The 12,417-nt window shown below is 68.5% G+C and carries 7 protein-coding genes and 2 pseudogenes; 3 read left to right on the top strand and 6 right to left on the bottom strand.

Features of this window, described 5'->3' with window-relative positions; genetic code table 11:
- The first annotated feature begins 311 nt into the window (after window positions 1–311).
- Entirely contained in the window at window positions 312–1,478 is a 1,167-nt protein-coding gene (locus G4D87_RS22645; protein ID WP_163784276.1) for a metallophosphoesterase, read from the top strand.
- A 151-nt stretch (window positions 1,479–1,629) separates the two neighbouring features.
- Window positions 1,630–1,860, top strand: a pseudogene (locus G4D87_RS22640) (transposase); the annotation flags it as partial.
- Window positions 1,861–2,599: 739 nt separating this feature from the next.
- Here G4D87_RS22640 and G4D87_RS22635 read toward each other — a convergent pair.
- The 6 genes from G4D87_RS22635 to G4D87_RS22610 form a co-directional block, all read right to left on the bottom strand.
- Window positions 2,600–3,034: a hypothetical protein gene (locus G4D87_RS22635; protein ID WP_163784271.1), complete on the bottom strand. Its 435-nt coding sequence runs from the start codon at window positions 3,032–3,034 to the stop codon at window positions 2,600–2,602.
- 177 nt (window positions 3,035–3,211) lie between these two features.
- Window positions 3,212–6,961, bottom strand: a complete 3,750-nt coding sequence (locus G4D87_RS22630; RefSeq protein WP_163784269.1) for a bifunctional serine/threonine-protein kinase/formylglycine-generating enzyme family protein — start codon at window positions 6,959–6,961, stop codon at window positions 3,212–3,214.
- The gene (locus G4D87_RS22625) at window positions 6,958–8,067 is read right to left on the bottom strand and encodes an ADYC domain-containing protein (protein ID WP_240358504.1); all 1,110 of its coding nucleotides are present in this window, start codon (window positions 8,065–8,067) and stop codon (window positions 6,958–6,960) included. The genes G4D87_RS22630 and G4D87_RS22625 overlap by 4 nt, the downstream gene beginning before the upstream one ends.
- Window positions 8,068–8,085: 18 nt before the next feature.
- The gene (locus tag G4D87_RS22620) at window positions 8,086–9,471 is read right to left on the bottom strand and encodes an FHA and sigma-54 interaction domain-containing protein (protein ID WP_163784261.1); all 1,386 of its coding nucleotides are present in this window, start codon (window positions 9,469–9,471) and stop codon (window positions 8,086–8,088) included.
- A gap of 375 nt (window positions 9,472–9,846) precedes the next feature.
- Window positions 9,847–11,112: a cytochrome P450 gene (locus G4D87_RS22615; protein ID WP_163784260.1), complete on the bottom strand. Its 1,266-nt coding sequence runs from the start codon at window positions 11,110–11,112 to the stop codon at window positions 9,847–9,849.
- 86 nt (window positions 11,113–11,198) lie between these two features.
- Window positions 11,199–11,570 (bottom strand): hypothetical protein, encoded by a 372-nt coding sequence (locus G4D87_RS22610; protein ID WP_240358505.1) that lies wholly within the window; start codon window positions 11,568–11,570, stop codon window positions 11,199–11,201.
- A gap of 66 nt (window positions 11,571–11,636) precedes the next feature.
- Between G4D87_RS22610 and G4D87_RS22605 the strand changes: the two are divergent.
- Window positions 11,637–11,819, top strand: a pseudogene (locus G4D87_RS22605) (transposase); the annotation flags it as partial.
- Window positions 11,820–12,417: the final 598 nt, after the last annotated feature.

The raw sequence follows: 12,417 nt of genomic DNA, 5'->3' as shown, positions 1-12,417 counted from the left end.
ATTACCAAGCCATTCCCATGATGAAGGAGGAGCGCCTACGTCCTCTCGTCGAGCGCTTCGCCGAACTCCTTCACGGCCATCGGGTTTTCCAAGAAACGCTCGGCTTCATATGAGGGGATGGCTCAGGTTGGGGTTGATACCACTTGCCCTACTGGCTTCGGCATGGTGCGCGGAGTTGACCCGTCGGGTGCTGCGCGTCTTGCGACGTGGACTGGCCTGAGCAAACCCGAGCCCCCCATTCATAGGAAGCATTGTGTTGCGGCCCGCGCGGCTGCGGGCCTTCTTTTGCCTCAAGAGAAGGAGCATCTGCCGTGAGAATCGTCTGGACCTTCGTCTGGCATTTCCTCTCCGTGCTCTCGATTCTGGTGGTGGTCGCCGCCGGCATCGGACTCCACGAGGGGGTCGACATCTACTATGGAGAAACCACGGAAGCCTTCAAGGCGGGCGACGAAGGGCCGCATGTGTTCCAGCAGGGAGACGAATGGGTATCACAGACCCTGCGGGGTACGCGTGAGGAGGGATTCTGGGTCGAAGAGAAACGCCACGCGCTGACGGACACGTTCCAACTCGAGGTGTCCTTCCCGTTGGACCCGAGCCGGTTCAGCGTCCAGGCCACCCCGGAGTTCGCCACCCCGCCATCCCGCTATCAAGATAGCGGACTGGTGTTGGCCCTCTCCGACATCGAGGGCAACTACAAGGCGCTGCGCGACTTCCTGGTCCACGCGCGGGTGATGGATGCCCAGCTCAACTGGACGTTCGGGGAAGGACATCTGGTGCTGCTCGGTGACTTCGTCGACCGCGGCCCCTCGGTCACGCAGGTGCTGTGGTTGATCTACAAGCTGGAGCACAGCGCCCGACAGGCGGGCGGACGCGTGCACTACATCCTGGGCAATCACGAAATCAAAAGCCTGCAAGGCGACCTTCATTCGTCGCATAAGAAGTACTTCAATGTCGCCACAATCCTCGGAAGGCAGCAGTCGGAGCTCTTCGGAGACGATTCCTTCCTGGGGCGCTGGCTGATGAGCAAGAACACCATGGAGGTGATCAACGGCGTCCTGTTCGTGCATGGCGGGTTGCATCCTGCGCTCGCCGAGCGCGACCATTCCCTCGACGACCTCAACCGAATCGTGCGCGAGCACTATCGCCAGAGGTGGTACCCCCGCCGCGGAGCTGGCGAGGAGGAACTGCTGCTAGACACCAAGACAGGGCCGTCATGGTATCGCGGCTATTTCAAGGACGACCTGACGCAGGAGCAGGTGGAGCAAACCCTGGCCCGGTTCGATGCGAAGGCGGTCGTCGTCGGGCATACGCTGAACTGGCGCGTCACGACGTTGTTCGACAAGAAGGTGTTCGCCATCGACGTCAAACACCCGTTGGACCACCGCGAAAGCATTCCACCACGACACTCGGAGGGACTGCTGCTGGAGGGCGACGCCGCGTGGCGCGTGTTGGAGGACGGCAGCCGCGTGGAGCTGTAGGGGCTCGCGTTGTGTCCCAGGCACGGGAAATGTCATATGTCCGCCGCTAGGGGCCGGAAATCACAGCGACGCTGGGCCATTGCGATACAGCCGCCACTGGGTTTGCGTCAGTTTCGTTGAGTCCGTTCAACTGTGGGGGAAGGACGCAACGATGCCGAAACCGAAGCCTCCATACCCTCCGGAGTTCCGGGCCAGGATTGTCGAACTGGCCAAGGCAGGGAGAACGACCAGAAGACTGGCCGAGGAGTTCCAGGTCACCGACACGACGGTGCGCAATTGGGTGCGTCAGGGCGAGGTGGACGAGGGCACACTTCAGGACGGGCTGACGACGAACGAGAAGCAGGAACTGGCGAGGCTGCGGCGCGAGGTAAAGGTGCTGCGGGAGTTGGGTCCGCCGGGGACGCAGGGCAGGAGCGCGCAGGCCGGCCCTCCGTAGGGGACTTGCCCGCATCGCGACTCCCCTTCGGAAGCCTGCAAAGCAGGTAAGGGACGAAACCGGAGAGCGGAGAGAGCAGCGCTCCTGGAAACCTTAGAGCGGAGAAATTGGACTCTCAGGGAATTGTGTTAACCGCTCTCGGTTCCTCTCTCCCCAAATTGGACGAGAGAGAGCCCCAGAAAGCCCAATCCGCGGCCAAATGGATGGGCAATCGCGTTCTGAGCCGCAGAGCGTAGAGCGTGTTCTCTGAATCGTCGTGGGGCAAAATCCAGCGGTTTCAAAGAAGGGGCGGGAGAGCCCTTCAATCGGGGGCCGATTGAATGTCCGCAAACCACACCGTGGGTGACCTCCCGTCCATGGTTCTGATCCGCCGGTGGCGGGTGTTTCTGAGGGCCTTCTGGTACTCGCACTGCATCTTCTTCTTCGCGCGACCTTGAGGGAGGGAATCCGCGCCTGGCCGCTCCCGGGCGGACGGGACGCCTGGCGCGAAGAGGTCTCCGCCCGCCGCCGTCGGGAACGGACTCCGCTCCTGGACAACACCGACTGGAGCTGGCTCACATTCCCGAGACATTTTGAGGCGGTCTTGGCGCGTCTGCGCCACGCGCCAAAATCGTGAGGACCCCAGCTGCGCACCCACAGCGCATGGCTTCAATCCCATGGGGCTGTGGTGGGCAGACTTGAAGCGTTACTGCAACGTATGGGTTCCGAGGCTCGACAGTACGCCCGTGCCTCCCGCGGACAGGTAGGACCTCACGCCCGTCGCGGAGATGACGCCGGGCTGCGTGAGAATGCCCGACCAGGAGTCCGCCAGCACATAGGACCAGTCACCAGGCCGCGTCGCCGCGGAGAAATGGAGGGCGAGCGGCACCAGGCTCCCGTCGGGGTTTTTGACGAAATGGAAGGTCCCAGAGACGGGGATGCTCAACGGTCCGACTGGCGTGAAGTGGGTGTCGTAGGTCCCGCTGAAGGAGCCGTCGTAATCGCTGGAGTGGGTGATGGTCAGGACGAACTCACCGTTCTCGGACTTGTACGTCCCATTGATGTTGAAGGCGTGGGCGGAGGTGCTGAGCATCAGCATCGGAAGGACGAAGAGGAGGCCGAAGAGCTTGCTCTGCTGCATGAGTGAAACCTCTCTGGGGGTCGAGGAGCCCTGCGTGGGCTCGGACCTTCCCTTGAGCATGCGTTGTGCCAGCCCGCACGGAGGGGGTGTCCGCAGGGGCGGTGGTGGCGCGCTCGTGTGCGGGCGCCTGTCCTGGACATGTCCGGACATGTCCGGACGCGAACGGCGCCAGTCACATCACGGGGCGTGACGCGAACCCGTGTCGGGCGCGCAGACGCGGAGGCCAACGCGGATGTCCCTCAGCCAGGGCTCGTTGGGCATTCGCGTGTTGGAGCGGTTGGAGATGCGGTCGTAGTACCAGGACCCTCCGCGGGCCACTGCCTCTCCGGGCGCGCGGACCGACTGCACCCATTCGATGGCGTTGCCGGCCAGGTTCATCACCCCGAAGGGGCTGGCGGAAGCAGGGTGGGCACCCACCTCGTCGGGACCGAAGCCCAGCGGTTGGCGGCCATAGGTCTCATCGAAGTTCGCGTCGTCCGGCGCGAGCAGGTCGCCCATGGGAAACAGGCGGGCGTCCGCGCCACGTGCCGCGCGCTCCCATTCGTATTCGGAACACAGCCGGGCTCCCGGAACGCGCCCGGAGCGGTCCAGCCACGCGAGGTACGCCCGCGCGTCCTCCAGCGAGATGGCCGAGACGGGAAACCGCAACCAGTCCTGCACGGCCCTGTGCGTGCGGCCTGGGTAGTGGATGGGCTCGCCGCTGCGCGCGGAGAGGGGATGCTGCGTGGGCTGGAGCATGAGCCGCCAGCCCGTCTTCTCCCGAGTGAGCGCCAGGGCGCCGGCCGTGGACCTCACGCCGGGCGTCCGTCGCCGCTGCTCGTCCGGTGGCAATGCATCGAGGAACGCGAGCCACTCGGCGAACGTCACCTCATGGCGGGCGATGAGGTAACCCTCGGTCATCACCGGCCGGAGCGGGGGCGCCTGGAGGAATTCGCGTCGCAGGGCTTCGTCGTCGCTGCTGCCAAAGAGGAAACGGCCCGGCGGGATGTAGACGAAGCCCTCCGGGATGTCGGCCGACCGCGGCAGGGGGATGCGCGCCTGGAGGCGCTCTCCCGATGACAACACCACCGGCAGGACGGCGCGCGTCAGGCCCGGTGCCTGGAAGGTGAGGACATAGGACCCCGGGCCCGTATCGAGTGCATGCGACGCGATGGGCGTCGGGCCCAGGGAGATGCCTTCGGACAGTCTGGGTGCTCCGGGCATGCCTGTGTCACGCTGAAGCAGCACCTCCACTCCCGGGGGCTCCGTGGCGAGCTCCAGGACCGGCGGAGCGAGGAGCCTGCGTCGCCCGTCACCGTCGTCATCAATGCTCGCCAGCCTGCGCAGGGCTTCGCGCCGCTGTCCGGGGCGGAAGAACCACTCCGCCAACTCCATGCGTCCGGTCAGGACCTCCGCGAGGAGTCCGCGGGCCTCCCTCCGCGAGCCGTCCAGCAGCAGGGCGGTGTCGAGTGCCTGCGTGGCGCGCTGGTAGGCCTCGTCCGCGTGGCCATCGCTCGTTCGTGCCTGGGTCCAGGCCTCCTCGGGTTCCCCTGCGTCTGCCTTGGCCAGCGCGCCGGTGAGGGCGCGCTCCCCGCGCGCGTCCAGGCGTTGGAAGGTGTCCGCGCGCGCTGCCTTCGCTTCGGCATGGTGGGCGCGGGCTTCGGTGAGAGACACCCGGGCTTCATCCAGGTGCTCCTGCACGGTGCGCTCCAGCGCGTGGCGGCCCTTCATCCAAGCCGCGCCCCCCGCCACCACCGCGGTGAGGGGCAGGGCCAGCACCAGCCCCAGGCGCCGCGCGAAGGTGCGCCGGAGCGCCCTCCGCGAGGCCTTGAGGAAAGCCACTTCTTGCCGCGTCAGCGCGAGCTCGCCCGCCGCGGTCACCGCGTCGAGTTCACGTCGGCTCCACAGCGCCGAGGTGGCGCGGTCCGCGCGCTCCCATCCCGCCGCGGCGAGCCTCACCCGTTCGAGCACCTGCCGCTCCTGCCGGGCCGCTTCGAGCCATCCGCGCAGGGTGGACCAACCCTCGAGCAGCGCCTCGTGCGCCACCTCGTGGACGTGTGCCTCACCGTCCTGCCTCACCACGACGAGCCGCGCCCGGACCAGGGCCTCCAGCGCGATGCGATTCGCGGAGGTCTCGGCACCCAGCTCCCCGGTGGTCCGTCGGACCCGGGCGCCTTCCGGGCTGATGAGGCGCAAAAGCAGGTCGCGAGCCGCCCGGCGCGCCTCGGGGGCCAGCGCCGCCAGCGCTCCGTCCGCGTGACGACCCAGGGCCCCGGCCACGCCCCCGAGCGCCTCCAGCGACGCCTCTCGGATGCGCTGGTTCGCCCGGTCGCGGGCATCCCACAGCTCGGCGAGGGTGAACTGGAGGAGCGGCAGTCCTCCCGGAGCGTGGGCGGAGGACGCCACGAGCGTGTCCACCAGGGCCTCTGTCTCGAACGCGACGCCTGTCACGCGCGCCGGACCGAGCACGGCCTCGCGCGTCCCTTCCGGGCCCAGCGGCTTGATGAGGAAGAGGGCGCGCGCCACTTCGTCCTCCAGCCCTGGCAGCGCCGCCAGCCGGGTGAAGAAGTCGCCTCGCACCGTGGCCAGCGTGCGCACACCTGGGGCCAGGATGGCCAGGTGCCCGAGCACCTGCGTGAAGGCGGCTGCTTCGTCCAGCTCGCTCTGGGTGAACAGCTCCTCGAGCTGATCGATGAACAGCAGGGTGCCTCGCGTGGGCCCGGCGGCGCGCAGCGTCCGGGCCATCGCCGCGGGCTCTTGCCGCACCTGGGCCGCCAGTGTCTCCTCGGACAGCCCGAGCCGTCCCGCCACCGCGGCGACCAACGCCGTGAAGGGCCGGCGCCCGGGCATGAGCGACAGCACGGTGTACGCACAGCCGTCGTCGAGCCCCGCGCGCATGACGAGCGGCGACACGCCCGCCCGGCACAACGAGGACTTGCCCACGCCCGAGTCCCCCGCGACGAGCACCAGCGCCTGGGCGCGAAGCCGCTCATGGATGGCGCGGACCTCCGCGCCACGTCCGAAGAAGACGGCCCGGTGCTCCGCGTCGAAGGCCCGCAGCCCGCGATAGGGATTGCCGGGAGGAACCGGCGCCGCATCGCTGTCCTCGTTCAGGCGCTCGAGCGCCGCGCACAGCGCGTCGGCGGAGGCGAAGCGCCGCGCCGGAGCGTATTCGAGACACCGGAGGATGACGGCGCGCAGGCGGACGCCGAGCCCGCTTCCGGAGGATTCCAGACGGGGAGGCCGCGCTTCTGGCGTCCTCGGTTCGTCCACCGCGCCGCTCGCGGTGGGTGTGTCGAAGGGGCGATGGCCCTCCAGCAGCTCGTGAAGCACCATTCCCAACCCATAGACATCTCCCCGGGGGCTGGGCGGTTCGCCACGCAGCGCCTCCGGCGCCATGTACCCACGGGTGCCGGCGATGGGGGCGGTGGCCCTGGCCGCGGTGTCCGCCTGCTCCGCCGCCCAGGAGAGCGCGAGCCCGAAGTCGACGAGCTTCACCTCGCCCTCCGGGAGCACCATGACGTTGTCCGGCTTGATGTCGCGGTGGAGCACCTGTGCGCGGTGCGCGGCGGCCAGTCCCCGTCCCAGGCCCAGCGCGATGGCCAGGACCCGTTCCGGCGGGAGCGGCGTGTCCAGGTCCCGCAGGGAGACGCCGGGGAGGAACTCCTGCACCAGATAGGGCTGGGCGCCCACTTCCGAGACCCGGTACACCGTCACCACGTTCGGGTGGCGGAGGCGGGCGAGCGCCCGGGCCTCGGCGAAGAGCCGGTCCCGCTGTCCCGGGCCGGAGCGCGCCGCGCCGATGAACTTGATGGCGACTCGCCGCTGGAGCGCCGTGTCCTCGGCCAGGTAGACGCGGCCCATCCCTCCTTGGCCCAGCAGGCGGATGAGGCGGTATTCGTCGAAGGCCGGGGGCGGCTCCCAACCCTCTGGCGTGGGGGCGCTCAAGGCAACGGAGGGGACACGCAGCTCCCCCCATGACAGGTCCTTGGCCCCAGGGGCTCCCCAGTGCACACGGGGCACTGGGTGCGGAGCCCGCCACCCGCTCCAGCGTCCGTGACGCAGTACTCGTTCTTCCAGGTCTGGGTCAGCAGCAGGAAGGGCACGCCCCCGTCGAAGTAATCCTTCAAGGGGGTCCCCGCGTCACCGGGTTGGCGGCAGTCGTAGCTGGCCCTCACCGGGGCTCCTGGCGCCCCTCGGATTTTCGGGAGGAGGGTGGGGGCGTAACGCGGCCGCACGCAGCGCTCTCCGTGCGGCGTCACGCCGAAGGGCAGGGCGCCGTGCTCATTCCAGGCGGCCTCGAAGAGCAACGGCGGAAGCCCTCCGGAGAAGGTGTCCTGGGTCTGGATGCCATAACCATCGACGAAGTCGACGTAGGTGCCCTGGCACGTGAAGGGCTCTCCGTCGCCGTTGTAGTCGGCGCGCGCGGCCCGCACACACGCCTGGAACAGCCGCGCGAGCGGGGGCCCGCCATCCCACGCCTGGTTGGGGAGGTAGCCCCAGTGCGCGCAGACGCCGACCGCGCCCGTCGTGCAGCTCGCCGTGAAGCAGGGCGTGTCGCCGCCTCCGTCGTTGAAGCCTCCATCCGGCATCCAGCAGCCGGGAATGACGACCGCCTTCCCCTCATAGAAGTGGCTCGTGGGCGGCGAGCATTCCTGGGGGTTCCGCGTGACGTAGCCCTGGCCTGCGCAGACGTTGCGGTTCAGGACGACATCGGTGACGGTATAGAGCTTGAGCTGGGCGCCCGCGTCTTTCAGGAGCGCGGGCAGGCACGGGTCCGCGGGGGGGCTCTCGCGGATTTGATAGGCCCTGCCATCGCTTCCCACCCAGACGCTGGCGCCTCCGTCGAACTGTCTCGGGAAGAAGACACTGCCGCCATCGACGCCAGTCCACCCGGTAAGGCTGGGTGCCTGAGGATTGACGTGCTCGGGCTGGAGGAGCGGGGCCTCGCGGGACTCCTGGGCCCGCGGCTCGAAGGCCATGGGCGGAGCGCAGTCCCTGGCGCTCAGCGTCGCCATCCAGGCCATCATCGTCAGGGGGAGGAGAGAACGCATGGGACCCTCTGGGAAGTCTCAGCTGAGGCGCGGCGGGGGCGCGCGGTAATGGTCCAGTTCGAGTCCGAAGTCCTCGATCCACCGATACACCTGCTGCCGCGAGCACCCGAGGTGCCGGGCCACTTCGGCGACCTTCCCCTGGTGCGCGCGCAGGTGGGTCTCCAACTCCTGGGGGGTGGAGTCGACGGCGCGCGCCGCACGCGGAGCAGGAGGCTGGGAGGAGACCTCCGCCACGGACGGCTGCGTGGAGGCCCGGGCTGTCCGCATCCGCCGCTCCGCCTCCAGCTCATGCTCCACCTGCACCCCCCACTTCAACAGCCCGCCATCTGAAGCGATGACCGCGATGGAGAGCACGTTGAGCAGGCCTCGCACGTTGAGCGGCCAGTCGTGCAGGAGCAGCGCCTCGGCGAGGCTCACGTCGATGGGCCGGGATTCGGCCTTCATGCGTCCGAGCAGGTGGCGCGCGATGGGCGCGATGTCCTCGCGGCGCTCGCGCAGGGGGGGCATCAGGAGGCGCCATTGCACGAGCCTCGCGTAGAGGTCCGCGCGGAAGGCGGCCTCATTCACCTGGGAGACGAGGTCCCGGTGCGTGGCCGCGAGCACCCGCACGTCGATGGGGACCTCCTGCGTTCCTCCCAGGGCGCGGACCCGCCGCGTCTCCAGCACGCGGAGCAGTTTGACCTGGAGCATGGGCGGCATCTCACCCAACTCGTCCAGGAACAGCGTGCCCCCATGGGCTTCGCGCAGAAGACCGTCCCGGGCGGATGCCGCGCCAGTGAATGCGCCGCGCACATGCCCGAACAGCTCGCTGTCCAGCACGCTCTCCGCGACGCCTCCGCAGTTGAGCGCGATGAAGGGCCCCTCTCGGCCGCTTCGTTCATGGAGCGCGCGCGCGGCGACTTCCTTGCCCGTCCCGGTCTCCCCCAGGATGAGCACGGATTGCACCTGCCGCGCCGCCCGCTCGAGGTCGCGGTGGAGCCGCGTCAGCGCGGCGCTCCTGCCCACCAGTCCGTCAACCGGGTGTTCGTCATTGGGGGCCTCGGAGGCCTCGGCGAAGACAAACAGCGTGTCCCCCATTCGCAGGACATCCCCCCACGCGAGGGGAGCGCGTCCCGTGAGCGGTCGTCCATTGAGATGGGTGCCATTGTGGCTTCCCAAATCCTCCACGAACCAGGTCCCCCCGGCGTGTTCGATGCGCGCATGGCCCCGGGAGAGCCGGGCGTCGTCCAGGGCGACCCGGGGGAAGAGGGGGGCGCCACGCCCCAGGAGCGTCGCGCCGCTGCCTAGCCCATGACGCTCATCCTCGATGAACGCGTTGCGCGTATAGGCAAGGAAGAGCGTCGCCGCGCCGGTTCCACTTTCAAACGAGGGGGCGTGTTCGGCGCTGAGGGTGTCGTCGGTCATCGGGGCCGATGCCTGTCATATGTCAAGGGGTGGTCTTCCGGAAAGAGCTGAATTTGCCGCATTTTTACAGGCCTTGCGGACCTGGGAAGATGCCTTGACTGTCGTGCCTGCGCTTGAATCCAGACGTGGAGGAGCGCCATGCGCGTGAAGGGGCCGCCGGATTCCAGTCAGGGAGAGCAGGTGCGCTTGGAGGCGATGATGGCGCTGACCAGCTCGCTCGAGTGAACGCGGGGCCGACGCGCGATGCCCGCGAGGCGGAGCTCTCCGAGTGCGACGGCCTGTCGCGCTCGACACATCTCCAACTACAACCACGGGGTCTTCGGCTGACGCCGGGCGTCTATCGGTCCCAGGCGCCGTGCCGCTTCACCACTGTCGTCAGCGAGCCTGGGGCGCGTGGACATCCCAGGCGACCTCAAGGCTCTCGTGCCTCCTGACGGTGACGCTCCTCAAGAAGCCCGGCGTCTGCCCTGGCACGAGCCGGAGCCCCGGGAGACTCCGGAGCAGGGCCCCCAGCGCCAGGCGCGCCTCGAGCCGTGCGAGCGGCGCGCCAATGCAGAAATGCAGCCCCTGCCCGAAGGCGAGGTGCTTCTTGACGTCGGGTCGCCGGACGTCGAAGCGCTCCGGCTCGTGGAACCGGGCCTCGTCGCGGTTGGCCGACGCGTAGACGATTCGGATGTGGGCTCCCTTGGGAATGGGAACGCCCCCGAGCTCCACCGCCTCCAGCGCGGTCCGGAACATGGCATGCACGGGGGAGGTCATCCGCACCGCCTCCTCGACCGCGCCCGCGATGAGGCTCGGGTCGTCCCGAAGGGCTCGCAGTTGCTCTGGATGCTCGAGCAGGAGCTCCACCGCGCCCACGATGAGGCCCGCGGTCGTCTCGTGCCCCGCGAAGTGGACCTGCATCAGCATGCTCACGAGCTCCGCCATGCTCATGGGCGGCGTCATCCCCCGCGAGCCGGTGACGATGTCGCTCAGCAAGTCCTCCCGGGGCGCTGTCTTTCGTTCCTCGAGCGCCTCGGCGAGGTAGCGCTGGAAGTCGACGACGCCTCTCGCGCATGCGACCTGGTGCTCGATGGGTCCATGCGCCGCGAGGACCGTGGTCAGCTCGTCGGACCAGCGCCGGAACCTGTGGATGTCCGAGCGAGGGATTCCGAGAATCTCCGCGATGATGCGGGCCGACAGCGGATGGGCGAACCTGAGGAACAGGTCCGCCTTCCCCTCCTGCCGGAAGGAGTCGATGAGCTCGTCCACGAGGGCGCGGATGAAGGGCTCTTTCTCCGCGAGGCGCCGCCCGGTGAAGGCCTTGCTGACGAGGCTCCGGAAGCGCGAATGCGCTGGCGGGTCATTGTCGACGAGGCTGGGGACCAGGGGGTAGCCGTCCATCAGCGCGGCGACCACCTCCGGAGGCGTCGTCGCGGCACCCACGGTGATGGATTCGGCGGACGAGAAGCGCTCGGTATCGGCGACCACGGCGCTGATGTCCGCATGGCGGGTCACCACCCACGCCCCCAGCGCCGGGCTGAAGAACACCGGCGCCTCTCGCCGCGCACGCGCGAGGAACGGGTGGGGATTCTCGAGTTGGGGAGATTCGAGCGGGCGGTACTCGGACCCGAGTCCTGAAGCGGCGCTGTCCTTGAACATGCGTGCTGCCCTCACTCGAAGGTTCGTCGGGGATTCAGTGCGGCTGGGAGGCCTCGCGAATCATAGACGAACGGAGGACAGCCAGGTCAGGGCTCGGAGAAGCCGCGTTGCACCCACGCGTTGGCGGCGTCTCTGTTGAACTTGAAGTTCATCGGCACGCGATACTTCGCGACAGTGGCGCCTGCGTCGTCGATGGCCGAGAGGAGGGCGTGGGGCTCATACTCATCGGCCACCAACTCGAGCCGGACCTCGTACCAGCGGCCCTCCCAGGCGATGGAGAGCTTCCGGGTCATGGCCTGGTCGCGCTGTCGCGCGGAGCGGTCGAGGACCTCCGAGGCCGTCTTCACGAAGGTCGCGAACGCGGGCGAATCGAAAGGCTTGGGGTTCTTCTTGTCGCGGCCCATCACCCATGGGCTGATGAGGACGGGCTCGGCGATTCCCTGCTTGCGGATCTCCACGGCCCAGCCGTCATCCTCCTCGTTCTTGATGACCCGGGCCGACCAACCGGCTGTCCGAGGTGGAGCGACGCCGCATCCTGCTTCTTCGCCTTCCCCGAGGCCCATTGGAAGCGCCTACGCAGCACCAATGGCCTCGAGCGGCTCCACGGCGAGGTAAAGCGCCGCATCCGCGGCGTCGGCGCCTTTCCGGACCGGGCCAGCGCGCTGCGCCTCATCATCGCCGTCGCACTTGAAGTCACCGGCGTTTGAGATGACCGCCGCTACCTCGACATGTCCCTGCTGAATTCAACCCCTGACGCCGCCGCTGCATGATGCCGCCGAGGAGCCTCCCTCCCCTGAACCCCCTCCGAACCAACTACACAGGATTCGGGACTTGACCGTGGTGCGGCCGGTCCTCGCTTTGGCGGACCGTCCGCTGAGGCCTTCCGGGTAAAGCGCACCTTCCGCCGGTGGGCCACCACGAACGTGGCCGGAGAGGCCCTGGCGGAATGCCCCCATCCCACGCGCTGGAGTCATCCATGAGAAGAGCGAGTCGAAGCGGGCTGGCACTGCTGGCCCTGAGCCTGGTACTGGCCCTGGCAGGTTGCGGAGGCGCCCAGCCAGCGCAAGAGGGCAGCGCGCAGGCGGTAAGCGCTCGGGCGCAACCTCGAGCCCCTCTCGCGCGGCCGCTACGCGGCGACCAGCACCTTCGAGACCTCGCTCGACGGCCCGCTGGCGATCTGCCGGGGCGCGCCGCCGAAGTTCTTGGCGGACACGTGGAAGTTCTGGGCCTCGGTACCGGAGAAGGTGCCCTTGGCCTGCACCTGGAAGGTGCTCTGCGGCAGGGTGACCCCGCTGACCTGCGTCC

It is taken from the genome of Myxococcus vastator (genome assembly GCF_010894475.1).
In the GTDB taxonomy this organism is placed as follows: Bacteria; Myxococcota; Myxococcia; order Myxococcales; family Myxococcaceae; genus Myxococcus; species Myxococcus vastator.
This window is presented reverse-complemented; position numbering and strand designations above follow the sequence as displayed.

Excerpts from the sequence above, each read along its gene's own strand:
- G4D87_RS22635 (WP_163784271.1), bottom strand. The coding sequence starts at position 3,034 with ATGCAGCAGAGCAAGCTCTTCGGCCTCCTCTTCGTCCTTCCGATGCTG.
- G4D87_RS22625 (WP_240358504.1), bottom strand. The coding sequence starts at position 8,067 with ATGCGTTCTCTCCTCCCCCTGACGATGATGGCCTGGATGGCGACGCTG.
- G4D87_RS22620 (WP_163784261.1), bottom strand. The coding sequence starts at position 9,471 with ATGACCGACGACACCCTCAGCGCCGAACACGCCCCCTCGTTTGAAAGT.
- G4D87_RS22615 (WP_163784260.1), bottom strand. The coding sequence starts at position 11,112 with ATGTTCAAGGACAGCGCCGCTTCAGGACTCGGGTCCGAGTACCGCCCG.